A 21,410-nucleotide genomic window follows, 5' to 3' on the forward strand; every position below is an offset into this window, starting at 1 on the left:
GTCAGGACTGCATCTGTAAGCGATATCTGCCAGCTTCCTGAAGCAAGTGCCGCATCGGGGCGACACTACTGGTCCGGTATGTTGATTGCTGGGCTCCCGAAGAAGGCAGCGCCTCGGGCGGGCACCTGTTCCAGATCGGCACGGAGCTGGTCAGAAAGGGAACGGGCGACGGGGCGGGTGACGGGCGGCGGTCTCCGCCGAGGCAGGTCAGGGAGCGAGGCGTATGTTCGACTTCTCGACGCGGATGAGCGGCGAACGGCCCGTGCGGATGGTGCTGCCGCAGGTCGCGCCGCCGACGGACGGCCGCGTGATCCTGCGGCGGCTGTGGCGCGGCAGCGGCTTCATCGTGCTGGGCGGCCTGTTCATGGTCGCCGTCGCGGTGGCGCTCCTCGGCCTGATCCCGCCCCGCTACACGTCGAGCATCCAGATCCTGGTGGATCCGAGCGACCTGCGCGTCGTCGAGAACGACGTGAACGCGCGCCAGCCCCAGGCCGACAGCGGCGTGTCGATCGCCGAGAGCCAGGTGCGGGTGATCCAGTCCGACAGCGTCCTGCGCCGGGTGATCGCCAAGCTCCACCTCGACCAGGACGACGAGTTCGTGCTGCCGGACGGCAACAACCCGACCCTCACCTGGATCAAGGGCGCGCTGGGCATGCTGCCCCCGCCGGCGAGCCGCGACCCGGTCTTCACGGCCCTCGACACGCTGCAGAACCGGCTCACTGTCCGGCGGGCCGAGCGGACCTTCGTGATCGACGTCTCCGTTCAGTCGCGCGATCCCGAGAAGGCCGCCCGCATCGCCAACGCCGTCGGCGACGCCTACTTCGCCGAGGAGGCCGCGGCCCGGACCGAGACCGCGCGGCGCGCCTCCGACGCCCTGGCGGGGCGGCTCAACAGCCTCAAGCGCGACGTCGAGCAGGCCGAGAGCGCCGTGGTGCGCTACCGCGAGGATCACAAGCTCGTGGCCGCCAGCGGCCGCCTGCTCACCGACCAGCAGCTCGGCGACCTGAACCAGCAGCTCGTCACCGCCTCCATCAAGACCGCGGAGGCCAAGTCGCGCCTCGATCAGGCGCGCCGGATGCGCTCGTCGGATCCCAGCACCGCCCTTCCCGAAATGCTGCAGAGCCTGGAGATGCAGGCCCTGCGGCAGCAATACGCCACGCTGTCCCGCAACACCGCGGAGCTCGCCACCCGCCTCGGCGAGCGCCACCCGGCCATGGCCGAGCAGTACGCCCAGCAGCGCGACCTGCAGCGCCTGATCCAGCGCGAGAAGGAGCGGATCATCGAGACGACCCAGAAGGATTACGACCGCGCCGCCGCGAGCGAGGCCGCGATCCGGGCCAATCTCGACCGGGTGAAGAACGAGACCGCGTCCAGCGACCGGGCCTATGTCGGCCTGCGCGAGCTGGAGCGGACCCTCGACGCCCGCCGCGGCATCTACGAGGCCTATCTGAAGCGCGCCCGCGAGGCGAGCGAGCAGGAGCGGCTCAACACCACCAACGTCCGGATCATCTCGGCCGCGGTCCCGGCGCGCCAGCGGACCTTCCCGCCCTCCCCCAAGATCGTCCTGCCGGTGGCGCTCGTCCTCGGCCTGCTGCTCGGCGGCGGCATCGCCCTGCTGCTCGGCGCCGACAGCGACCGTCGCCGCAGCCTGCGCGCCGCCACCCGGCCGGCCGCGAGCTTCCGGGCCGCCGATGCGTGACATCGGCGAGATCAGCCTCTACCTGGGCGCTATGGATCCGGTCCTCGGGGAGGCACACACGGTGAGCGCCCCGGCCCCCGCGGCGTCCGAATCGCCGCAGACGGGCGCGACCGTCGAACTCTTCGGCTACCGGTTTCACACCGGTCCCGCCGCGACCCTCGTGGCCGACGTCGCGGCCCGGCGTGATGGTCGCCCGCGCATGATCGTGACGGCGAACGTCGATCACATCGTCCAGCTCAGCGAGAACGCGCCGTTCCGCGAGGCCTACGCGCGCGCCGCGGCCCGGACCCTCGACGGGATGCCGCTGGTCTGGCTGGCCCGGAAGGCGTGCGCCCAGCCCGTTCACCGGATAACCGGCCACGATCTCCTGGGCTGCGTCCTGGCCGACCCGCCGGCCTTCGCGCGGCGGGTCTTCTTCGTCTCCGCCCGACAGGACGCGGCGGACGCGCTGGCGACCCGGCTGCAGGCGGCGGGCCTTCCGCCCGGCGCCGTGGCGAGCGCCGTGCCGCCCTTCGGCTTCGAGCACGACGCGGCCTACAGCCGCGCCCTGGCGGAGCGGATCCGCGCCCACGGGACGACGCTGCTGGTGATGGGCGTCGGCGCGCCCAAATCCGAGATCTGGGTGGATCGCCACGGGCAGACGCTCGGCGAGCCGGTGGTCTTCTGCGTCGGCGACGCCCTCAACGTCGCCGCCGGGTTCCTGCCGCGCGCCCCGCGGCTGATGCAGCGCCTCGGGCTCGAGTGGATCTACCGGTTCCTGCAGGCGCCGCGCCGGCTGTTCCGGCGCTACTTCATCAAGTCGTGGCGCTTCATCGGCCTCGCCGCGCGCGACCAGTTCCGGCGGCGCGCCGGCTGACCTCAGCGCCGCTCCGCGAACAGGTCCGGCCGTCGCAATTGGAGCGCGAAGAGCAGCGTCAGCGACTTCATGTCGGTGATCGCGCCGCGGCGGCCCATGGCGGCCAGTTCCGGCAGCGGGATCTCGTGGACCGCCACGGCCTCGCCCTCGGCGGCGAGACCGCCGCCGGTGCCGGTCCGGTCGGCCTCGCCGTAGGCGGCGAGGAACAGGTCCATCCGTTCCGTGGAGATCCCCGGCATCGACCAGGCGCTGGCGACGAAGTCGAGGGCGCTGAGGCGCAGGCCCGTCTCCTCCATCGCCTCGCGCCGCGCCTCGTCCTCGGAGGCGCCTTCGTCGAGGAGCCCGGCCGGCACCTCGATGTGGCTCGGCGGCCCGCCCGAGTAGAGGACCGGCGCCCGGAACTGCGAGACGAGCGTGGCGACCCGCCGCTCCGGATCGTAGGGGAGCACCGCGACCGCCCGGCCGTGATCCTCCATCTCCCGCGTGATGCGGCTCCCGTCCTCCTGCATCACCTCGGCGACGAGGTAGCGCGCCCAGCCGTCATGTACGAGGCGCACGCCCCCGATCCGTGGTGCCATTCCGATCTCGCCTCGCTCCTGGAGCCCGACGGATCGTTCAGGAATGCGGCGGCCTTGCGGACACGGTGATGCGGAAGCGCAGGCGCCCCGCGGGCGGCCCCTCGAGGCGCTCGGCGGCGTCGAGGCGGGCGCCCTCCTCGCGCACGAGGTTCGGGATGTCGAGGGCGGCCAGTGGGTCGGTGCAGGTCACCACCAGCGTCCGGCCGGCGGCGAGGCCGCGCAGCGCCTTCCGGGTGCGCAGGACCGGGAGCGGGCATTTCAGGCCGCTCAGGTCGAGGTCGACGCAGTCCGGATCCTCGTCCCGCACGCCGGAAGCTCCCGAACCGGCGCGGATGCCGGCCCCGGCGCGTCATAGGCATCGCCGCGCTCCGGCGCCAGCGGCGTCCTCACCACACGTGATAGCCGAAGGCGGGTCCGGCATAGCTGTCCGGCGCCGTCCAGACATAGCGGGGACCGTTGTAGCCGTACTCGAAGCCGCGGCTCGGGACCGGCGTGTAGGCGTAACCGTAGCCGAACGGCGCGGGATAGCCGTACTCGCCGTAGTAGCTGTATTGCGGCCGCCCCCGCGCGGCCACGGTGCCGGCGATCCGGCCGCCGGCCCCGTGATGCCAGCGCCCCGGGGCCGGCCCAGCGCCCTCCAACCGCGCCAGGTCCGCCGCTCGCGCCGTGCTCGAGGCCACCGGAACGGAAGCCATACCGGCGAGGATGACGGCGATGATGCGGATCATGATGCGGCCTCTCCCCGGGCGTCGCGCCTTGTCAGAACGTTCTATTAGCAGGTTCCAACGGCGATTCGCGCGGGCGGCGTGAGCCGCTCAGCCGGGTGCTAGAAGACGCATTCCGTGAAGGCCGGACGCACGCAGGCGCCCCAGCGCCCCTCGTAGTCGGCGAGGAGATCCTCGGCTCGCGTCCGCCCGGCCGCGACAACGGCCTCGAGCGGCTGCAGGTAGATCACCTCGTCCCGGCCCTCGGCGTCGCGGCGGCCCCGCGCCCGGAGGCCCGCGCGGGCGATCGCCAGGGCCTCGGCGGCGACGGCCCCGAGCGTGGTATTGGCCACCGGCGTCGCGAGCCCCAGGCGCGGCGCCGTGGCGCGCGCGGCCTCGCGGTTGGCGAGGCTCCACCCCTTCACGAGGTCGATGGCCGCGTCGAGGGCCGAGTCGTCGTAGAGGAGACCGGTCCAGAAGGCGGCCTGGGCGGCGATCATGCCGGGGCCGCCGACATCGGCGCCGCGCATCTCCAGGAAGCGCTTGAGCCGCACCTCGGGGAAGGCCGTGGAAGCGTGGTTGGCCCAGTCCGAGACCGTGGCGAACTCGCCCGGCAGCTGGGGGAGCTTGCCGGCCATCAGGTCGCGGAACGAGGCGCCCGACACGTCGTGGTAGGTGTCGCCCCGCTTGACGAAGTACATCGGCATGTCGAGCAGCCAGTCGACGTAGGCCTCGTAGCCAAACCCCGCGTCGAAGGCGAAGGGCAGCATCCCGGTCCGGTGGGCATCCGTGTCGCGCCAGATCTCGGACCGGCGCGACAGGAAGCCGTTCGGCCGGCCGTCGGTGAAGGGCGAGTTGGCGAAGAGCGCGGTCGCGACCGGCTGCAGCGCCAGGGACGCGCGCATCTTGCGCACCATGTCGGCCTCGGAGGCGAAGTCGAGGTTCACCTGCACGGTGGCGGTGCGCAGCATCATGTCGAGACCGAGGGACCCGACCTTCGGCATGTAGCCAGCCATGATCCGGTAGCGGCTCTTGGGCATGACCGGGGTCTCGTCCCGGCGCCATTTCGGGCTCATGCCCAGCGTCAGGAAGCCGATTCCCAGGGGATCGGCCACCCGCTTCGCCGCGGCGAGGTGCGTGGCGAGTTCCGCCGCCGTGGCGTGCACGTCGGGGAGCGCCGCGCCCGACAGCTCGAACTGGCCGCCGGGCTCGATCGAGATCGCGCCGCCCGCCTCCGCCGACAGGCCGATGATGTTGCCGAGATCGAGGATCGGCTCCCAGCCGGTCTCGCGGGCGAGCCCCTCCAGGAGCGCCCGGATGCCGCGGTCCCCCTCGTAGGGGACCGGCGCCCGGTTCTCCCGATAGAACGGGATCTTCTCGTGCTCGGTGCCGATCGCGAAGCGCGCGCGCGGCTTCTCGCCCGCCGCGAACCATTCGATCAGTTCGGCGCGCGTGGTGAGCGGCGTGGTGTCGTTGCTGTCGCGCGCCATGCGCTGCCTGCCCGTGCGTCTGACTTGTGCCTGGGAACGGGCGCGCCGGACTGCTCCGGCGGATCCACCCGGTACAAACCCGCTCTCGCGAGCGGGATCCGGGCGGACACCCGCCCCCGACCCCGATGAGCACGCGGCGCAGGCGGCGTCCGATCCGGGACATAATCGAGCCGCCGTGAACCCACAACGCGGCGGTCTCGACCGGCGCGCCGCTTCACGTCTGATCCGGGGAAACAATCGACCGGCGCGGTCCTTCCATGTGCGCGGGCACACATGGATCGGGGCAGCGCGCGTCAGCGCGCGTCGCCGAGCACCGCCTGCACCAGCGTCAACACGGCGACGGCGGCGGTGTCGGCCCGCAGGATGCGCGGCCCCAGGGAGAGCGCCACGGTGTTCGGCCGCGCCCGGATCAGCGCCCGCTCCTCCTCGGAGAAGCCGCCTTCGGGACCGACCAGCACGGCGAGCGGAGGGGGCGCCAGCGGGTCGCCGGCCGCCCGCAGGGCCGCCACCGGGTCGCGCACGGGCGCGTCCTCGTCGCAGAACACGAGGAGCCGCCCGGGCGCGAGGCCCGCGAGTGCGGCCGGCAGGCGCTCGGGCTCCGGACAATCGGGAATCGCCAGGATCCCGCACTGCTCGGCGGCCTCGACCGCGTTGGCCCGCAGTCGGTCCATGTTCACGCGATCGCCCTGCGTGAACCGGGTGATGACCGGTCGGATCGTCCCGGCCCCCATCTCCACCGCCTTCTGCGCGAGATAGTCGAGGCGCGCGCTCTTCAGCGGGGCGAACAGGTAGTGAAGGTCGGCGCCCGCGGGCTGCGGACGCGTCTGCGCGGCGACGTGCAGGTCGGCGCCCTTGCGCCCGGTCTGAACCAGATGGGCGCGCCACTCGCCGTGGCGGCCGTTGAAGACCAGGACCGGATCGTCCGGCCCCCGGCGCAGCACGTTGAGCAGGTAGTTCGCCTGAGCCCGGTCGAGGGGCAGAATCACCCCCGCCGCGAGATCGGCCGCGACGTGGAGGCGCGGAGCGGTGAAGTCATAGGCCGGCATGGCGGCGTGGTCGCGCGGGCCGGCGGGCCTGTCAACGCGGGGACCGCGACCGAAAGTGTTGCCGAATGGTTACGAGCCCCGGTTTTCGGCAGCCAGTCCACCGGTGCATGGCGCAGCCGGTTTGCCGCTCGAATGACGCCACAATCCTATGGCGAACCCAACGGAACGGAAGAGAGCCGGCCGCTCGCGGATTCGGCAGGGGCGTCGAGGGAGTCGCGGAATGGCGAAGGGGAGTCTGAAGCTGGGGGCGGCGGTGCTGGTCGGCACCGTCCTGTTCGGCACGGCGGCGTTCGCGCAGAGCGCGGCACCGGAATGCGGTGCCATCCAGAAGACCCTGGCCGAGCGCAAGGCTCTGGTCGGCCGCGCCAATGCGGCGTCGCAGTCCAAGAAGAAGATGACCCCGCAGGAGGCCTGCGCCCTGTTCGGGAAGCTCCAGTCCAACGGCGCGGAGGGCATCAAGTGGATCGCCGCCAACAAGGAATGGTGCTCGATCCCCGATTCCTTCGCCGAGGGCTTCAAGGCCGACCACGTGAAGGTCAGCGGTATCCGCACCAAGATCTGCAGCGTCGCCGCCCAGGCGACCAAGATGGAGGCGCAGGCCCGCGCCCAGGCGCAGGCCCAGGCGGGCGGCGGCGGCGGCGGGCTGCTCGGCGGCCCGGGCTTGACCGGAAGCTTCAAGCTGCCGCAGGGCGCTCTCTGAGATCGTCTGAGAGGATCGCGGATCCGGCGCGGGTCCCCCCTCGGCAGCGGCGGGGGACTCACGTGCGGGACGACCGGAGATCCGACCGATGAACGGCACGGTGTTTGACGACGGGCGGCCGGCCGACGCGGTCTCCGGGCACTGGGTCGACCGGCGGGCGCCCCGGCCCTGGCGCCCGTACCTGCGCCTGGCCCGGATCGACCGGCCGATCGGCTGGTGGCTCCTCCTCCTGCCCTGCTGGTGGTCGGCCGCCCTGGCGGCGATCGCCGCGGACCAGGCCTTTCCCGACCCCTGGCACTGCCTGCTCTTCCTGATCGGCGCCGTGGCGATGCGCGGGGCGGGCTCGACCTACAACGACATCGCCGACCGCGACCTCGACGCGCAGGTCGAGCGCACGCGCCTGCGCCCCCTGCCCTCCGGGCAGGTGCGGCCGCGCCACGCCGCCCTGTTCCTGGTGATCCAGGCCCTGATCGGGCTGGCCGTCCTGCTGCAGTTCAATGCGGAGGCGGTGATCATCGGTCTCTGCTCGCTGCTGCCGGTGGCGATCTACCCGTTCATGAAACGGGTCATGCCGCTGCCGCAGGCGATCCTGGGACTGGCCTTCGCCTGGGGGGCTCTGATGGGCTGGGCCGCGGTGTTCGCCCGCCTCGATCCGCCGGCGCTCCTGCTCTACGCGGGCGCCCTGTGCTGGGTGATCGGCTACGACACGATCTACGCGGTGCAGGATATCGAGGACGACGAGATCGCGGGGATCCGCTCCTCGGCCCGCCTGTTCGGCCGGCACGTGCGGCTCGCCGTCGGGCTCTGCTACGCGCTGGCCGCCCTGTTCGTGGTGCTGGCCGCGTGCGGGGCCGGAGCGGGGCTCGTCGGGTATCTGGGGGTCGCCGCCTTCGCCGGGCACCTCGCCTGGCAGGTCCTGTCGCTGCGCGAGCGCGACGGGCGCGGGGCTCTCACGCTGTTCCGGTCGAACCGGGACGCGGGCCTGATCCTGTTCGTCGGCCTCACCGCCGACGCGCTGCTGCGCAACCTGTTCTAGGCACCGTCGGCACCCTCAGGTGCGGGCGATGATCTCGTTCTCGCCGCGGAAGATCTGCGGGCGCGCGGGCAGCCGGCCCGTCTTGCGGCGGGCCAGGAAGCGCGGGCGACGGCGGCCGAGACCGGCGTGGCGGCGACGGATGCGGACCTGACCGAGAATCAGCCGGCCGATCTGCTGGGAGACCGGGACGAGGAGGCCGTCCTCCCGGACGATCATCCGCACGAGGCCCGCCCGCGCCGCGATGTCGCGCCACAAGGCGACCACGTCGTCCTCCTCGAAGCTGCCGAGGCGCTGCAGCACGTCGCCTTCGGCGTCGACGAGGATCAGGCTGAACCGATCGGCGCCCACGATCTCCGCGTCCTCGGTGGCGTAGGCGAGCGCGATCCCGACCGCCCGGCGCGCGCCGGGGGTGCGGCCGATCACCGGCAGCGGCGAAGCGACGAAGCGGGGCGCGGTGTCGGCACCGTGCATCGGGTGTCCTGCGTGGCTTTTGTCCGTGGCCGGGGAAGTGTTCATCGGTCCGAGTCCCTGGAGCAAGTGGCGACCCCTGTCGGGCCGTCCGTTATGCCAAGCAAAATCGCACCCGAACTCCTCCGCACCGCTTAAGAGCCGTCGTTAAGCGAATCTGGACAGCGCTGTCATTTGCGGAATGCTCAATGCTTCCTTGAATGCTCAACATTTCCTTGCGCAGATCGGTCGTTATCGATCGATCAACCAGCATCCTTGTGGCGCTGCGGGCGCCGCCGTACAACGGGGCGACCAGGCGCGCGATCCTCCGCGCCGGGTCTTCTCAGCCCGACCGGGTGAGCCCAAGCGGGCCCGGACGTCCGCCCGCCGGACGGGCGGGCCGGCGGGGCCCTCGCGGGCCGCACGGATTCCACGCGGAGCGCGATGCCAGAGCCTCTCACCGACGATGCCGTATCCGCCCTGATGCCGGAGTTGCGCGCCGTGATGCGCGAGGCCGCCGACATCGCGCGGCCGTTCTTCAGGCTCGGCGGGCAGACTTCGGCCCGCATCTGGTCGAAAGCCGGCGGCTCGCCTGTGACCGAGGCGGACGTCGCGGTCGATGCCTTCCTGAAGGTGCGTCTGAGCGCCCTCGTGCCGCGGGCGGCATGGCTGTCGGAGGAGACCGCCGACGACCCGGCGCGCCTCGGCCACGACCTCGTGTGGATCGTCGATCCGATCGACGGGACGCGGGCGTTCCTGTCGGGCCATCCGGACTGGTCGATCGCGGTGGCGCTCCTGTCGGGCGGCGAGCCGCTGATCGGCTTCGTCCACGCGCCGGTGGGCGACGCGGATTACGAGGCCGTGCGCGGGCGCGGCGCGACGCGGAACGGCGAACCGATCCGCGTCGATACCAGGCAGAGCCTGCCCGGCGCCCGCGTCACCGGCCCGAAGCCGATGCTCGACCGCCTGGCCCGGGGCGCCGGAGCGGACCCGGATTTCGAGGTGATCGCGCGGATCCCGTCCCTCGCCCTGAGGCTCGCCCGCGTGGCGGACGGGACGGTCGATATCGGGATGATCTCCGGGAATGCCCGCGACTGGGATCTGGCCGCCGCCGACCTCGTTCTGCGCGAGGCGGGCGGCGTGGTCTGCGATTTCTACGGGGCGGCGACGCCGTACAATCGCGCCGACCCGGTGCACGGCGAGTTGCTCGCCGCGCCGTTGGGTCTGCGCGACCCGGTGCTCGCCGCCTGGGACCGCTGAGGCCGAGGCCCCGCGTGTCCGCGGCGAGCGGCCTCAGGCCGTCGCGGTCTCGCGGATCTTCACCGCGGCGGGCGCGAGCCCGAGACGCTCGGCGAGATGCCAGTGCAGTTCACGCGGGGAGTGGTAGTTGTAGGACCGGTCGATCAGGTCGCTGAGATCGGCCCCGGTCTGGTCCGCGGTCTTGGCCCGCGCCAGCTTGCCGACCCGGAAGGTCGGGGCATCGGTGACGGGGGAACGGACGCCGCGGCGCCGTGTGTACTCGAATAACATCACTGTCTTTTCTTTTCTTTTCTTTTCTGGACCGGACGTTGGCTGCGCCCGGCGTCGTTTCTGGGATATTGCCTCCGACGCGACCGGAACCCGGGTAGTCTCGCCCGGGCAGGCAGCGTCGGAAGGGGGAACCGCGTCTGGCGGCCGCTTCATGCGCCACCCGCAATCCTCAGTTGCACACTTCGGCGCACTGAGGGCGCGGGAGGCGCCTCGGAACCCGCGACGGTCAGGCCGCCTGCAGGTTGCCGGCGGCGTCCTTGCCGCTGCGCTTGTCCGTGAGGATCTCGTAAGCGATCCGCTGGCCTTCGATCAGGTTGCGCATCCCGGCGCGCTCGACGGCCGAGATGTGGACGAACACGTCCTTGCCGCCATCGTCGGGCTGGATGAAACCGTAGCCCTTGGTCTCATTGAACCACTTCACAGTGCCGGTATTCACGTAGTGTACCTCGTTCGTCCATAGGCCATCCGCGCGGCACGAGGGCCGCGTGATGCACCACGGTCTTTCTGGATTTGGCCAGTGCGGCGGGGCGCGAGTCGCTGAACCTTGAACAGCGTCAGCCTCGGTGGATAAGCCCCCCGAGGACGTATTTAGGCGCAGGCTGCGGCCGCAACAAGGCATGGGCGGCGTATCATCTGCGTCGCAGGCCGGGATCGGGAGGGGGCCGCGCGGCACCGCCCCCTGTGATTCCGGGCATTCACGATGCATATACGGAATGCGCTCAAGCAGTTAAGGCGCGTGGCTCTGGACGATACATGGCAGGCATCTCGGTCTCGCTGGACGGTGCGAACATCCAGCTCTCCTTCCAGAAGGACGATCAGGCGACGGCGGTGGTGATGGATGCCCGCGCCGCCCGGGCGCTGGTGCGCGCCGTCGGGCAACTCCTCACGGCGATCGACGATACGGACGAGCCCGACATGGCCGACGAGATGGGCGACGAGGAGGTCGCCATGCTCGACGTGACGTCGTCGGCCATCGAGGTCGGTACCGACGACGAGGGCCAGGCGGTGGTCGCCCTGCAGGCCGGCGCCCTGCCGCCGTTCCAGCTCCGCCTGACGGACGAAGAAGCCCGCCACGTCGTGACGAGCCTCTCCGAGATCCTCAATGCCCCGCGCGACGTGCGGACCTCGCACGGCGGTCACTGACGGCCGGGCGCACCGCCGTCGCGGGCGCCGTCACATGCGCGTCCCGGGATCCGTCGGCGTGCCGGGGAAGATGTCCGGCTCGGAGCCCGGACCGCCGGGTTCGCCGATCCCCGGATCGTTCACCGGATAGGGCGTGCGCGGGCCAGTCGGGCCGATATCGGGCTCCTCTTCGGGCGTCGGTGGGGGCGGCGGCAGGTCGCCGGGCGTGGGCTCGGGAAGGCCGGGATTGGCCATGACGCGACTCCTAGTGGCTGGGATGGGGACCAACGGGCCGCCTTCGCGGGGGTTCCGATCACCGGTCCGGCGTCCGCTTCCGGACGCGGCCGGGCGGCGGAGGGCCGCGGGAACGGGCCGGACGACCCTCGGTTAGCCGGGCAGATCCCCGAACCGGAGACCCGCCATGCCCGACATCCGCCAAGCCAAGATCCTGATCCTCGCCACCGACGGCTTCGAGGAGAGCGAGCTGACCGTCCCGCAGGCCAAGCTGGCCGAGGCCGGCGCCGCGGTGACCGTCGCCGCCCCGCAGTCGCGCCAGAGCAAGGGCACGATCCGCGGCTGGGACAAGACCGACTGGGGCCGGGAGGTCGCGGTCGACACCGACTTGGAGCAGGTCGACCCGGCATCCTACGACGCCCTCGTCCTCCCGGGCGGCCAGATCAACCCGGACAAGCTCCGGCTCGAGCCCCGGGCCCTCGCCCTGATCAGGAGCTTCCTGACGTCCGGCAAGGTCGTGGCCGCGATCTGCCACGCCCCGTGGCTGCTGATCGAGACCGGCGCGGCCAAGGGCCGCGACCTGACCTCGTTCAGCTCGATCCGGACCGATGTGATCAATGCCGGCGGCCGCTGGCACGACAAGGACGTCGTGACCGACCACGGCATCGTCACGAGCCGCAACCCGGGCGACCTCGACGCCTTCTGCGCGAAGATCGTCGAGGAGATCCAGGAGGGCGGCCACGGCGCCCGCCAGCTGGCGGCGTGACCCGCGCGGGCGCCGGACGACCGGCGCCCCCGCTCAGCCACGGCCGCGCTCGCCGGTGACTTCCAGCACCGTGCAGCCGCGGATCGGGCGGCCGTACTCGTCCGCGCCCTCCACGGTCACCCGGTGGGCGCCCGGGGCGAGGTCGTCCGGGAGCCGCGCCGTCCAGATATGGGTCGAGGGCACCGCCTTCACCCAGCTCTTCTTCGTCTCCGGGTAGCGCTCGTAGAGCTCGGTGACGAACGGGTCGGGGCGGCGGGTGCGCGCCATCGGCCGGGGCGTCGCGTCCCCGACCCGGAACGCGAGGCGCGTGCGCGGGCCGCCGTCGAACACGTTCACCACCAGGGTCGTGTCGGCGAGCGCGTCCTGCGGCACCGGCGGCCGCAGCCCCTGCACCGGCCGGGTCCAGCGCACCACCTCGGGCGCGCCGGCCCGCAGCTCGCTCTCGAACAGGATCCGCATGGTCTCGTCCGGCTGACCCTGCGCGGCGACGTAGCGCGTCGTGTAGTCGGTGCCGCGGATCGACAGGACGTGGAACCCGTTCGGCGTGCCGTCGCGGCTGTCGGCCGAGGGGATGCCCGTGCGGGTGTCGGGACCGCTCCACCACGAGCCCGAGACGGCGGTGAGCACGTGATGGTGGTGCCCGTCGGCGAGGTAGTGGTGCTCGGTCGTGTGGGTGTGGCCGGCGAGGCTCAGCACCTTGCGGCCGACGAGCAGGTCGAGGAGCGCGGCGCGGTCCGTGGTGTGGGTGCGGGGTTCTTCGGGGCCGGTCTCGGTGTGCAGGGGGATGTGCATGGCCAGCACGATCAGGTCGTCCCGCGGGATCTCGGCCAGGAGGTTGCGCAGGAAGGCCAGGCCGCGGTCGCCGATCCGGCCCCGGTAGGTGTTGGCGCCCACCGGCACCGGCGGCCCGAGCCACTCGACGTTGTCGAGCATCACGAACCACGCCCGGCCGTGCCGGAACGCGTAGGTCGGCGCGCCGAACACCCGCATCCAGGTCTCGCGGCTGTAGCGCGCGTCCGGCGCCTGCATGTTGAGGTCGTGGTTGCCCGGCAGGCTGTACCAGGGCAGGCCGATCCGCCCGACGATCCGGTTGGACCGGCCGTAGAGCGAGAGATCGTCGAACAGCACGTCGCCGGTGGTCAGGCCGAAGGCGGCCGGGATCGCCATGGCGCGGGCGACCGCGGTGTCGCGCACGTGGTCGAGTTCGAACCGGCTCTCGGGCTGGGGATCGGTGAACAGCACGACGTCGAAGTCGTCGGGCTCGTCCGCGCGGGTCAGGGTGAAGTCGATCGAGGCCGGGAGCGGCCCGGTGGGCGCGAGGCCGCGGTAGCGCAGGCCCAGCTCGGCGGGCGTACCCCCGGGCTGGTGGATGTAGGAGTGGCGCGGCACGTTGTCGGCGTCGCGCGGCAGGGCGTAGCCCGGCGGCTTGATGACGAAGACCGCGCCGTCGCCCGGCATCGGCAGGCGGTAGCGGCCCCGCTCGTCGGTCCGCGCGATCTCGCGACCGTTGGACACCAGCACGCCCGGCAGCGGGACCGGCTCCCCGCCGGCCGCGTCGCGCGCGGAGACGATCCCGGTGGCCTCGGCGGCCTCGGCGGGCTCCTGCGCGCCGGCCCGGCCCGCGACGAGGCCGAGGGCGGCGGCGCCCGCCATGGTGCTCCGGCGGGTCAGGCCTCCGGGCTGGGTGTCGCGCGACATCGATGGCTCCTGCACGGCTTCGCGGCGCGGCGTCCCGCGGGAGGCCGGCAACCGGCATCCGGGACGCTGCCTCCGCGGCCAATCAGACGCGTTTGACCTCCGGATGACAGGCGCGGCCCCGAACGCGCGAGGCCCGCGCCTCGGCAGAGGTGCGGGCCTCGGATCGGGTTCGACGGGCGGGCGTCGCCGGGAGCGGCCGGCGCCCGCGGGTCCGACTACTCCTCGTCGCCGGGCTCGAAGGTCTGCGGCATCGGCTCGGCGCTGGCGACCGGGGTCGGCGCGCCGATGGTCGAGGGCACGTTCACGCCGTCACGCTTGTAGATGTCGTCGCGGAACTGGACGATGCCGTCCGGGGTCGACCAGGCGGTGATGTAGGTCCAGTAGACCGGCACCGGCTGGGAGATGTTGGCGTCGATGCGCTTGCCGCTCTCGATCGCCTCCTCGACCTTCTGTCGGTCCCAGCCGGGCGTGTCCTTCAGCAGCCACGTGATGTACTCGCGCACGTTCTGCACGCGCACGCAGCCCGAGGAGATGAAGCGGAAATCGTCGCCGAACACGCCCTTGGTGTTCGTGTCGTGCATGAACACGCCGTAGGGATTCGGGATGTTGATGCGGACGATGCCCATCGAGTTGAAGTCGGCGCCCGAATCCTGCCGGTAGGTGTAGCGGGTGCCCTCGTCCGAGAACCAGTTCACCGACTTCGGCGAGACCTCGGAGCCGTTTGACAGGATCCGGATCTTGTTGTCCGTGAGGTAGTTCGGATCCTTCTGCATCTTCGGGATCAGGTCCTTCTTCACGATGGAAGCCGGGACCGTCCAGGTCGGGTTGAAATTGATCTGCGTCGCCTTGGTGTTCATGATCGGCGACTGGCGGTCGATCTTGCCCACGCCGGCGGCGTGGAGCGTGACGACCTGACCGTTCTCGACCGTCTCGACGAGCGCGGCCGGGATGTTGGTGATCACGAAGCGCCGGCCGAGATCGCCCGAGTAGGAGCGCAGGCGCACGACGTTGATCTCGAGCTGGCGCAGGCGCACGTCGGCGGGCACGTTCATGGCCTGCTGGGTGGCCATCGTCATCGCGCCGGTCTGGCTGAGGCCGTGCCGGGCCTGGAACCGCTTCACGCCCGCGGCGACGTACGAATCGTACACGCCCGAGCCGCCCGCGGCCGGATCGAGGTCGCCGGTGACGATCAGGCGCTGGCGGATGGCCGCCACGGCCGGGCCGCGCGAGCCGATCCGCAGGTGGTCGGCGCCGGAAACCTGCCGCCAGCCACCGCGGGCGACGATGTCCTTGTAGCGCTCCACCATCTGCTCGGTGGACGTCACGGTCTGGGGCGAGAGGATCGGCACCGTCTCGCGCTGCACCTGCATGCCGGCGGGTGAGGCGTAGTCCTGCGCCCACTCGGCCTGGGCATAGTTGCCCTGATCGCGGGCTTGGGCGCCGCCGATGCCGAGCGCGCCGAGGGCGGCGACGCCGAGGATCGCGGGGAACCGGTTTTGTGCCTTCTTGCGCATCGGTCGCTGGCTCTGGTCCGGGGTTCGTCAGGTCGTGACGGGAGCGGATTGTCTCGGGCGCCACGGTGTCGGGATGGCGTTAAGACTCCCTATCGAAGGGGCCGGAATGTGGCATCGCCGTGCGCCAGCGCACGCGGCGTCCGTCTGCGGCACCCTGGCAACAGCCATCGTCGCGCCGGTGTGGCAGGGATGCCATAGCGGTCCGGTTCGGACGGCGCGCGGGAGCAGCATGGATTCGGGCGAGGCCCTTTCGGATCGACGTGTCGGGCCGGCCCTGCGGGCCGTCGTCGCCCTGCTGGCGCTCTACGCCCTGCTGCTCCAGGCCTTTCTCGGCGGCCTCATGCCGGTGCCGGCGGCGACCGACGGCCTCTGCGCGCAGCATGCCGACGCGTCCGCTCCATCGGGCGCGCCCGTCCCCCACGACCACGGCGATTGCTGCGCGGCGGCCCAGGCCACCGGCCCGGCGATCCCGCCGCGCCCCCCGTCCGTCGGCTTCCGATGGGCCGCGACCGCGGACCTGCGGCCGGCCTGGCCCCTCAACCGGAGCGTCGGCGCCCGCGCGCCGCCCGGCACCATCGCGTCCCCGAGGGGGCCGCCGACCGCCTGAGCGATCACCACCTCTCGGATCCCTCAGGACGGATGTATTCCCATGAAGACCCTTGTCTCGGCCGCCCTCGGCCTCGGGCTGCTCGCCTCCGCGGCGCAGGCCCACGCGGTGCTGGAACGCAAGCAGGCAGCCCCCGGCGCCTCGTATCGCGGCGTCGTCCAGATCATGCACGGCTGCAACGGCAAGCCGACGACCCGCGTGAGCGTCACCATCCCGGAGGGCCTGATCGGCGCCAAGCCGATGCCGAAACCCGGCTGGACCCTCGCGACGACGCGCGGACCCTACGCCAAGACCTACGCGACCCATCACGGCACGGCCGCGGAGGGCGTGACGTCGATCACGTGGAGCGGCGGCTCCCTTCCGGACGATCAGGTCGACGAGTTCACCTTCCTGGCGCAGGTCGCCGGCACCTTCGAGCCCGGCGCGACCGTCTACGTCCCGGTCCAGCAGGATTGCGCGGAGGGCAGCTATTCTTGGTCGAAGATCCCCAAGGCCGGTCAGGACGCCCACGACCTGAAGGCGGCCGCGCCGTCCTTCCGGATCGTCCAGGTCGCCCAGGCGGGCGGCGCGCCGGCCGCGGGGACGGCCGCGGCCGCGACGACCGTGAAGGCCGGTGACCTGACGATCGAGACGCCGTGGCTGCGCGCCACGCCGAACGGCGCCAAGGTCGCCGGCGGGTACGTGCGCATCACCAACACGGGGAGCGCCCCGGACACGCTCACGGGCGCCACGGTGCCGTTCGCCAAGAGCAGCGACATCCACTCCATGTCGATGGAGGGCGGCGTCATGAAGATGGCGCCGGTCACGAACGGCCTGACCATCAAGCCCGGCGAGACCGTGGAGCTGAAGCCCGGCGGCTATCACCTCATGTTCGAGGACCTGACCGGCGCGCCGAAGGCGGGCGAGACGGTCGCCGGGACGCTCACCTTCCAGCGCGCCGGCGCCGTGCCGGTGACGTTCACGGTGGCGCCGATCGGCGCGGGCGCGCCGGGCGGCCAGCACCAGCACCAGCACTAGCAGCCCGGGACGGAGCTTCGGCCGCTGGGCGACAGCCGTGACGCGAGCAGATCCACGAGGCCGGGCCGCCGCGGCGCCCGGCCGTCGCGGCCGCGCGGACCTTCGGGTCGCCCCTGCGCGGCCGGCGCGCGCGCTCGCCCGGATCGTGGCGCTCCTCGCCCTCTACGCCCTGGCGCTCCAGGGCGTCCTCGGCGGCCTGGTCTCCGCCGCCGCGGGGCCGGACCACGTCCTCTGCCTCGCCGACGGCGGCCCGACCGATCCGGCACCGGCCGGCAAACAGCTGCCGGCCCCTCACCGCGGGGATTGCTGCGTCGCCTGCCACGCGGCCGGCCCCGCCACCCTGCCCGCGCCGTCGACCGTCGCCGCCGTCCCGGTCGCCCGACCCGTCGCGGCCGCCGCCCCCCGGCCGCGGCGCGTCGCCCTCCCGCGGGCGCCCCCGCGTCCCGGCCTCGGAGCCCGCGCTCCGCCCGTCGTCTGACCGATCGCCCCGCCTTCCCGATCGCCAGACACGGATCCCACACCATGCCCCGCCAGTTCCGGGCCGGCCGACGTGCCGCGCTCCTGCTGTTCACCTGCGCGACGCCGGCCGCGGCCCAGGCACCGTCCGCCGCCTCGGTCACCCTGTCCGAACTCAGCGTCGTCGGCGCCGCCGCGACGGACGCGCCGTCGGACGAAACCCGCGGCTCGCTCTCGGTGCCGAGCGTCGACCGCCAGAGGGCCGCCCTCGCGGGGACCGTCGGCTCCGTGGCCTTCGTCGACGCCGCGGCGCTCCAGGACCGCTACACCAACACGCTCCGCGACGTGCTCAAGGACGTGCCCGGCGTCTACGTGCAGGAGCGCTACGGGCAGGAGCTGCGCCTGTCGGTCCGCGGCTCGGGCATCGCCCGCGCCTTCCACCTGCGCGGGCTGGAGCTGCTGCAGGACGGGATCCCGCTCAACCTCGCGGACGGGAGCGGCGACTTCTATCAGGTCGACCCGCTCGCCCTGCGCTCGGTGGAGGTCTACAAGGGCGGCAACGCCCTGACCTTCGGGGCGACGACGCTCGGCGGCGCCGTCAACGCCGTCACGCCCACGGCCTACACCGCGCTGGCGCCCAACATCCTGCGGGTCGACGGCGGCAGCTTCGGCACGATCCGCGAGCAGGCGCAGATGTCCCGCATCGACGGGCCGCTCGACGGTCTGGTCAACGCGACGCTGACCAATTCCGACGGGTTCCGCGCCCACGAGGCCCAGGCCACGAAGAACTTCAACGCCAATATCGGCTACCGGATCGCGCCCGACATCGAGACCCGCTTCTATCTCGGCACCTACCTCACCGATCAGAAGCTGCCGGGCACCCTGACCCTCGGCCAGAGCCTCTCGACGCCGACGCTGGCCAACCCCACGGCGATCACCGGCAACCAGTCCCGCAAGGTCGAGACGGAGCGGATCGCGAACCGCACCTCGTTCCTGCTCGACGTGGGCAAGCTCGACGTCGACACCTGGGCGATCCACAAGAGCCTGTACCACCCGATCTTCCAGGCGATCGACCAGGACGGCTGGACCTACGGGATCAGCCCGCACTGGGCCGGGACCTTCGATCTCGGCGGCTTCCGCGACGACGTGGTGCTGGGCCTGCGCGCCTTCGCGGGTCAGAACTCCGCGCTGCAATTCGTCAACGTCCGCGGGCAGCGGGGGGCGCAGACGCTCAACGCCCTTCAGAGCGCCTCGAGCCTCGAGGCGTACGGCGAGAACCGCTTCTGGTTCCTGCCGGACATGGCGCTGATGACCGGCGCGAAGGCGTTCTCGTCGAACCGGACCTTCAGCGACAAGGGCGGCCTGCCGGGCAACCCGAACCCGCGCTTCGCCGACGTGACCTACGCGGGCGTCAATCCGAAGGTCGGCCTGCTGTGGCAGCCGCGCCCCGACATCCAGATCTTCGGCGACGTGGTCCGGTCCCGGGACGTGCCGGACTTCTCCGACCTCGTGCAGCAGAACCTGCTGAGCACCACCTTCGTGCCCCTGCGGGCGCAGCGCGCCTGGACCTACGAGGCCGGCGCCCGCGGGCGCGTCGACCGCCTCGCCTTCGACGTGACGCTCTACCGGTCGGACCTGCGCGACGAGCTGATCAACTTCGCGACCAATCCCGGCCTCAACATCCCATCCGCCACCTTCAACACCCCCCGCTCCGTCCACCAGGGCGTCGAGGCGGCGCTCACCCTGGACCTCGTCCGCGACCTCGCGGCGGCGGGCGACGGGCTCAGCGTGACCCAGATCTGGAACCACAACGACTTCCGGTTCGTCGGAGACCCGGTCTTCGGCAACAACCGCATCGCCGGGATCCCGGCCGACGTGCTGCGCACCGTCCTGAGCTACCGGCACCCGCGCGGCTTCCACGTCGCGCCGTCGCTCGACTGGGTGCCGCAGGGCGCCTTCGCCGATCACGCCAACACCCTGCGGGTGCCCGGCTACGCCCTGCTCGGCGTCGAGGCCGGCCTCGATCTCGCCGACGGCGTCGCCCTGTTCGTGGATGCCCGCAACCTCACGAACGCCCGCTACGTCTCGGACATCGCCGTGGTGGCGAACGCCGCCGCGACGGCCGGCGGCCCGGCCGCGCTGGCCGCCTTCTATCCCGGGAGCGGCCGCAGCGTCTTCGGCGGTATCCGGGCCTCGTTCTGAGCGCGGGTGCCGCCATCCGCGGCACTTCTCCAGATCCCGGGCGGCGGGTTAAGGTTAAAAAAACATGAACCCTGCTGTCCGGGCCAATCGGCGCTAGGATTGCGGCGTCGTCCGAAAGCCACGGACGGAGCGTCCCGGATCGGAACGAGCCGGGCCGTCGGACGGCACAGGAGAGGCAGATGAACGGCTTCGATGTCACGTTCCGGGACGATCAGGACTGGGTCGATTTCGGCAGGTCCTACGTCAACTCGGAAGCCTTCAAGGCGCTGTTCCGCGACGGGATGACCCTGGTCGAGGAGACGGCCGCCTATCTCGACGGCGAGGGCCGCGACGAGTCGCGCCTCGTGTCCCGGGACGCGACGCTCAGCTACGCGGCCGAGAGCATGCGCCTGACCACGCTGCTGATGCAGATCGCCTCGTGGCTCCTGGTGCAGCGCGCCGTCGCCGAGGGCGAGATGACCCCGGCCGAGGCCCTCCTGGAGAAGCACCGGGTCAAGCTCGGCACGGCCGAGCCGCCGAAGCAGCAGGATTTCAACCTGCTGCCGATGCGCCTGCAGCAGCTGATCCTCCGGGCCCGGCGCCTGCACAGCCGCATCCTGCACCTCGACGCGCTGATCGCCGAGGACCGGCCGACGCCCCAGCCGGTGGAGAGCCCCGTCGCCGCGCAGCAGGGCCTGCTGCGGATGGCCTTCCGCATGAGCGAGGGCTGAGCGGGGGCCGGGCGACGCTCCGGGGAGCGCCGCCGCCGCGCGTGGCCGGCGTCCCGGCCCCGACGCTCAGAACGCCGGGAACTGGCCCGGGAACTGCTCCTTCAGGATCTGGCGGATCGCGTCGTTCTGGAAGGCGCGGACCAGCTTCGGCACCCAGGGCTTGCCCGTGTCCGCTTGGCGGACCACGATGACGTTGTTGTAGGGGTTGTCGACCTTGGACTCGATCGCGATGGAGTCCTTGCCGGGGATCAGGCCGGCATCGACGGCGTAGTTGGTGTTGATCACCGCGGCGTCGAGATCCTCGAGGCTGCGGGGCAGCTGCGCGGCGTCGACCTCCTGGAACTTCAGGCGCTTGGGATTGTCGACGACGTCGAAGACCGTCGGCAGCAGGCCGACCCCGTCCTTCAGGCGGATCAGCTTCTCGGCCTGCAGCAGCAGGAGCGCCCGACCACCGTTCGACGGGTCGTTCGGGATGCCGATCTGCGCGCCGTCCTTCAGGTCCCCGACGGCCTTGACCCGCTTGGAGTACAGGCCGATCGGCGTCACGATCGTCTCGCCGACGGGGACGATCTTGTAGCCCCGCGCCTTGATCTGGTTGGCGAGAAACGGCTTGTGCTGGAAGGCGTTGGCGTCGAGGTCGCCGGACTGGAGCGCCTCGTTCGGCAGCAGGTAGTCGGAGAACACCACCAGGTTGATGTCGAGCCCGTCGCGGGCCGCGATCTCCTTGGCCTTCGCCCAGAGGACTTCGGCATCCCCGCCCATGATGCCGACCTTGATCTTGTCCGCGGCCAGGGCCGGCGCGGCGGCCAGACCGACCAGGGCGAGGAACAGCAGCAGCAGACGTCTCATCGGATCTCGATCCTAGCAGTGCGTCCGGAGAGCCTCGGCCCCCGGACAGGCGGGCCGCCCGCGCGGCGGAGTTCCGGCGAACCGCGGGTGACCGGGGAAGGATACGACGGCCCGGCCGCGCTTTGAATGCGCCGGCGGCGGCCGGACCC

The 21,410-nt window shown here is 72.0% G+C and carries 24 protein-coding genes; 12 read left to right on the forward strand and 12 right to left on the reverse strand.

From position 1 onward, the window contains the following. Positions 1-223 precede the first annotated feature (223 nt). Together ACLBX8_RS05480 and ACLBX8_RS05485 are read left to right on the forward strand one after the other, a co-directional pair. Positions 224-1,699, forward strand: a complete 1,476-nt coding sequence (locus ACLBX8_RS05480) for a GumC family protein (RefSeq protein ID WP_020090661.1) — start codon at positions 224-226, stop codon at positions 1,697-1,699. After that, positions 1,692-2,555 carry a WecB/TagA/CpsF family glycosyltransferase gene (locus ACLBX8_RS05485; RefSeq protein WP_447698402.1) on the forward strand — a complete coding sequence of 288 codons (864 nt, stop codon included), beginning with the start codon at positions 1,692-1,694 and terminating at the stop codon, positions 2,553-2,555. Before ACLBX8_RS05480 ends, ACLBX8_RS05485 begins: the two co-directional genes overlap by 8 nt. Before the next feature lie 2 nt (positions 2,556-2,557). Here ACLBX8_RS05485 and ACLBX8_RS05490 read toward each other — a convergent pair whose 3' ends face one another. The 5 genes from ACLBX8_RS05490 to ACLBX8_RS05510 all read right to left on the reverse strand — a co-directional run bounded on the left by ACLBX8_RS05490 (position 2,558) and on the right by ACLBX8_RS05510 (position 6,373). Beyond that, the gene (locus ACLBX8_RS05490; protein ID WP_026604542.1) at positions 2,558-3,133 is read right to left on the reverse strand and encodes an NUDIX domain-containing protein; all 576 of its coding nucleotides are present in this window, start codon (positions 3,131-3,133) and stop codon (positions 2,558-2,560) included. A 37-nt stretch (positions 3,134-3,170) separates the two neighbouring features. Next, positions 3,171-3,440 (reverse strand): sulfurtransferase TusA family protein, encoded by a 270-nt coding sequence (locus ACLBX8_RS05495; protein WP_020090664.1) that lies wholly within the window; start codon positions 3,438-3,440, stop codon positions 3,171-3,173. 79 nt (positions 3,441-3,519) lie between these two features. Then, positions 3,520-3,861: a hypothetical protein gene (locus ACLBX8_RS05500; RefSeq protein WP_447698401.1), complete on the reverse strand. Its 342-nt coding sequence runs from the start codon at positions 3,859-3,861 to the stop codon at positions 3,520-3,522. A gap of 98 nt (positions 3,862-3,959) precedes the next feature. Continuing rightward, a complete protein-coding gene (locus ACLBX8_RS05505) occupies positions 3,960-5,327 on the reverse strand; it encodes a glutamate--cysteine ligase (protein WP_447698400.1) in 1,368 nt (455 codons plus the stop codon). A 293-nt stretch (positions 5,328-5,620) separates the two neighbouring features. Continuing rightward, entirely contained in the window at positions 5,621-6,373 is a 753-nt protein-coding gene (locus tag ACLBX8_RS05510) for a 16S rRNA (uracil(1498)-N(3))-methyltransferase (RefSeq protein WP_056531698.1), read from the reverse strand. A gap of 220 nt (positions 6,374-6,593) precedes the next feature. Between ACLBX8_RS05510 and ACLBX8_RS05515 the strand changes: the two genes are divergently transcribed. Together ACLBX8_RS05515 and ubiA are read left to right on the forward strand one after the other, a co-directional pair. Beyond that, positions 6,594-7,073, forward strand: coding sequence for a hypothetical protein (locus ACLBX8_RS05515; RefSeq protein ID WP_020090668.1), 480 nt, complete (start codon positions 6,594-6,596; stop codon positions 7,071-7,073). Positions 7,074-7,161: 88 nt separating this feature from the next. After that, positions 7,162-8,109: a 4-hydroxybenzoate octaprenyltransferase gene (ubiA, locus tag ACLBX8_RS05520; RefSeq protein WP_447698399.1), complete on the forward strand. Its 948-nt coding sequence runs from the start codon at positions 7,162-7,164 to the stop codon at positions 8,107-8,109. A gap of 15 nt (positions 8,110-8,124) precedes the next feature. Here the strand turns inward: ubiA and ACLBX8_RS05525 are convergent, their stop codons facing one another. Further along, on the reverse strand, positions 8,125-8,580 hold the full coding sequence (locus tag ACLBX8_RS05525) for a DUF6101 family protein (RefSeq protein WP_447698398.1): 456 nt from the start codon (positions 8,578-8,580) through the stop codon (positions 8,125-8,127). 420 nt (positions 8,581-9,000) lie between these two features. Here ACLBX8_RS05525 and ACLBX8_RS05530 point away from each other — a divergent pair, with 420 nt between their 5' ends. Next, the gene (locus ACLBX8_RS05530; RefSeq protein ID WP_447698397.1) at positions 9,001-9,816 is read left to right on the forward strand and encodes an inositol monophosphatase family protein; all 816 of its coding nucleotides are present in this window, start codon (positions 9,001-9,003) and stop codon (positions 9,814-9,816) included. Between the two features lie 33 nt (positions 9,817-9,849). Here ACLBX8_RS05530 and ACLBX8_RS05535 read toward each other — a convergent pair whose 3' ends face one another. Both ACLBX8_RS05535 and ACLBX8_RS05540 read right to left on the reverse strand, forming a co-directional pair. Beyond that, on the reverse strand, positions 9,850-10,086 hold the full coding sequence (locus ACLBX8_RS05535) for an AsnC family transcriptional regulator (protein ID WP_091679178.1): 237 nt from the start codon (positions 10,084-10,086) through the stop codon (positions 9,850-9,852). Between the two features lie 226 nt (positions 10,087-10,312). Then, entirely contained in the window at positions 10,313-10,522 is a 210-nt protein-coding gene (locus ACLBX8_RS05540) for a cold-shock protein (protein WP_012322269.1), read from the reverse strand. Between the two features lie 317 nt (positions 10,523-10,839). On the opposite strand from ACLBX8_RS05540, the gene ACLBX8_RS05545 reads away from it, so the two are divergent. Further along, positions 10,840-11,229, forward strand: a complete 390-nt coding sequence (locus ACLBX8_RS05545) for a hypothetical protein (RefSeq protein WP_020090673.1) — start codon at positions 10,840-10,842, stop codon at positions 11,227-11,229. 30 nt (positions 11,230-11,259) lie between these two features. On the opposite strand, the gene ACLBX8_RS05550 is transcribed toward ACLBX8_RS05545, so the two are convergent. Further along, the gene (locus ACLBX8_RS05550; RefSeq protein ID WP_012322267.1) at positions 11,260-11,463 is read right to left on the reverse strand and encodes a hypothetical protein; all 204 of its coding nucleotides are present in this window, start codon (positions 11,461-11,463) and stop codon (positions 11,260-11,262) included. A 166-nt stretch (positions 11,464-11,629) separates the two neighbouring features. Between ACLBX8_RS05550 and ACLBX8_RS05555 the strand changes: the two genes are divergently transcribed. Beyond that, positions 11,630-12,208, forward strand: coding sequence for a type 1 glutamine amidotransferase domain-containing protein (locus tag ACLBX8_RS05555; RefSeq protein ID WP_056531689.1), 579 nt, complete (start codon positions 11,630-11,632; stop codon positions 12,206-12,208). A 33-nt stretch (positions 12,209-12,241) separates the two neighbouring features. Here the strand turns inward: ACLBX8_RS05555 and ACLBX8_RS05560 are convergent, their stop codons facing one another. Further along, the gene (locus tag ACLBX8_RS05560; RefSeq protein ID WP_447714707.1) at positions 12,242-13,906 is read right to left on the reverse strand and encodes a calcineurin-like phosphoesterase C-terminal domain-containing protein; all 1,665 of its coding nucleotides are present in this window, start codon (positions 13,904-13,906) and stop codon (positions 12,242-12,244) included. 215 nt (positions 13,907-14,121) lie between these two features. Next, positions 14,122-15,420 (reverse strand): L,D-transpeptidase family protein, encoded by a 1,299-nt coding sequence (locus ACLBX8_RS05565; RefSeq protein WP_020090677.1) that lies wholly within the window; start codon positions 15,418-15,420, stop codon positions 14,122-14,124. A 229-nt stretch (positions 15,421-15,649) separates the two neighbouring features. Between ACLBX8_RS05565 and ACLBX8_RS05570 the strand changes: the two genes are divergently transcribed. The 5 genes from ACLBX8_RS05570 (at position 15,650) to rcdA (ending at position 20,412) form a co-directional block, all read left to right on the forward strand. Then, positions 15,650-16,027, forward strand: coding sequence for a hypothetical protein (locus ACLBX8_RS05570; protein WP_447714708.1), 378 nt, complete (start codon positions 15,650-15,652; stop codon positions 16,025-16,027). A gap of 42 nt (positions 16,028-16,069) precedes the next feature. Continuing rightward, positions 16,070-17,044 carry a copper chaperone PCu(A)C gene (locus tag ACLBX8_RS05575; RefSeq protein WP_447714709.1) on the forward strand — a complete coding sequence of 325 codons (975 nt, stop codon included), beginning with the start codon at positions 16,070-16,072 and terminating at the stop codon, positions 17,042-17,044. A 145-nt stretch (positions 17,045-17,189) separates the two neighbouring features. Next, entirely contained in the window at positions 17,190-17,522 is a 333-nt protein-coding gene (locus ACLBX8_RS05580; RefSeq protein ID WP_447714710.1) for a hypothetical protein, read from the forward strand. 44 nt (positions 17,523-17,566) lie between these two features. Next, on the forward strand, positions 17,567-19,702 hold the full coding sequence (locus ACLBX8_RS05585) for a TonB-dependent receptor family protein (protein ID WP_447714711.1): 2,136 nt from the start codon (positions 17,567-17,569) through the stop codon (positions 19,700-19,702). Positions 19,703-19,881: 179 nt separating this feature from the next. Further along, on the forward strand, positions 19,882-20,412 hold the full coding sequence (rcdA, locus tag ACLBX8_RS05590) for a protease adaptor protein RcdA (RefSeq protein WP_020090682.1): 531 nt from the start codon (positions 19,882-19,884) through the stop codon (positions 20,410-20,412). 66 nt (positions 20,413-20,478) lie between these two features. Here the strand turns inward: rcdA and ACLBX8_RS05595 are convergent, their stop codons facing one another. After that, positions 20,479-21,261 (reverse strand): MetQ/NlpA family ABC transporter substrate-binding protein, encoded by a 783-nt coding sequence (locus ACLBX8_RS05595; protein WP_447714712.1) that lies wholly within the window; start codon positions 21,259-21,261, stop codon positions 20,479-20,481. Between the last annotated feature and the right edge of the window lie 149 nt (positions 21,262-21,410).

This window comes from Methylobacterium sp. D48H (assembly GCF_053345715.1).

What these genes read in the sequence shown, in the direction of transcription:
- ubiA (WP_447698399.1), top strand. Translation starts at nt 7,162, where the DNA reads ATGAACGGCACGGTGTTTGACGACGGGCGGCCGGCCGACGCGGTCTCC.
- ACLBX8_RS05525 (WP_447698398.1), bottom strand. Translation starts at nt 8,580, where the DNA reads ATGCACGGTGCCGACACCGCGCCCCGCTTCGTCGCTTCGCCGCTGCCG.
- ACLBX8_RS05500 (WP_447698401.1), bottom strand. Translation starts at nt 3,861, where the DNA reads ATGATCCGCATCATCGCCGTCATCCTCGCCGGTATGGCTTCCGTTCCG.
- ACLBX8_RS05595 (WP_447714712.1), bottom strand. Translation starts at nt 21,261, where the DNA reads ATGAGACGTCTGCTGCTGCTGTTCCTCGCCCTGGTCGGTCTGGCCGCC.
- ACLBX8_RS05535 (WP_091679178.1), bottom strand. Translation starts at nt 10,086, where the DNA reads ATGTTATTCGAGTACACACGGCGCCGCGGCGTCCGTTCCCCCGTCACC.
- ACLBX8_RS05565 (WP_020090677.1), bottom strand. Translation starts at nt 15,420, where the DNA reads ATGCGCAAGAAGGCACAAAACCGGTTCCCCGCGATCCTCGGCGTCGCC.
- ACLBX8_RS05585 (WP_447714711.1), top strand. Translation starts at nt 17,567, where the DNA reads ATGCCCCGCCAGTTCCGGGCCGGCCGACGTGCCGCGCTCCTGCTGTTC.
- ACLBX8_RS05505 (WP_447698400.1), bottom strand. Translation starts at nt 5,327, where the DNA reads ATGGCGCGCGACAGCAACGACACCACGCCGCTCACCACGCGCGCCGAA.
- ACLBX8_RS05530 (WP_447698397.1), top strand. Translation starts at nt 9,001, where the DNA reads ATGCCAGAGCCTCTCACCGACGATGCCGTATCCGCCCTGATGCCGGAG.
- ACLBX8_RS05575 (WP_447714709.1), top strand. Translation starts at nt 16,070, where the DNA reads ATGAAGACCCTTGTCTCGGCCGCCCTCGGCCTCGGGCTGCTCGCCTCC.
- ACLBX8_RS05545 (WP_020090673.1), top strand. Translation starts at nt 10,840, where the DNA reads ATGGCAGGCATCTCGGTCTCGCTGGACGGTGCGAACATCCAGCTCTCC.
- ACLBX8_RS05485 (WP_447698402.1), top strand. Translation starts at nt 1,692, where the DNA reads ATGCGTGACATCGGCGAGATCAGCCTCTACCTGGGCGCTATGGATCCG.
- ACLBX8_RS05490 (WP_026604542.1), bottom strand. Translation starts at nt 3,133, where the DNA reads ATGGCACCACGGATCGGGGGCGTGCGCCTCGTACATGACGGCTGGGCG.
- ACLBX8_RS05560 (WP_447714707.1), bottom strand. Translation starts at nt 13,906, where the DNA reads ATGTCGCGCGACACCCAGCCCGGAGGCCTGACCCGCCGGAGCACCATG.
- rcdA (WP_020090682.1), top strand. Translation starts at nt 19,882, where the DNA reads ATGAACGGCTTCGATGTCACGTTCCGGGACGATCAGGACTGGGTCGAT.
- ACLBX8_RS05550 (WP_012322267.1), bottom strand. Translation starts at nt 11,463, where the DNA reads ATGGCCAATCCCGGCCTTCCCGAGCCCACGCCCGGCGACCTGCCGCCG.
- ACLBX8_RS05570 (WP_447714708.1), top strand. Translation starts at nt 15,650, where the DNA reads ATGGATTCGGGCGAGGCCCTTTCGGATCGACGTGTCGGGCCGGCCCTG.
- ACLBX8_RS05555 (WP_056531689.1), top strand. Translation starts at nt 11,630, where the DNA reads ATGCCCGACATCCGCCAAGCCAAGATCCTGATCCTCGCCACCGACGGC.
- ACLBX8_RS05480 (WP_020090661.1), top strand. Translation starts at nt 224, where the DNA reads ATGTTCGACTTCTCGACGCGGATGAGCGGCGAACGGCCCGTGCGGATG.
- ACLBX8_RS05515 (WP_020090668.1), top strand. Translation starts at nt 6,594, where the DNA reads ATGGCGAAGGGGAGTCTGAAGCTGGGGGCGGCGGTGCTGGTCGGCACC.
- ACLBX8_RS05510 (WP_056531698.1), bottom strand. Translation starts at nt 6,373, where the DNA reads ATGCCGGCCTATGACTTCACCGCTCCGCGCCTCCACGTCGCGGCCGAT.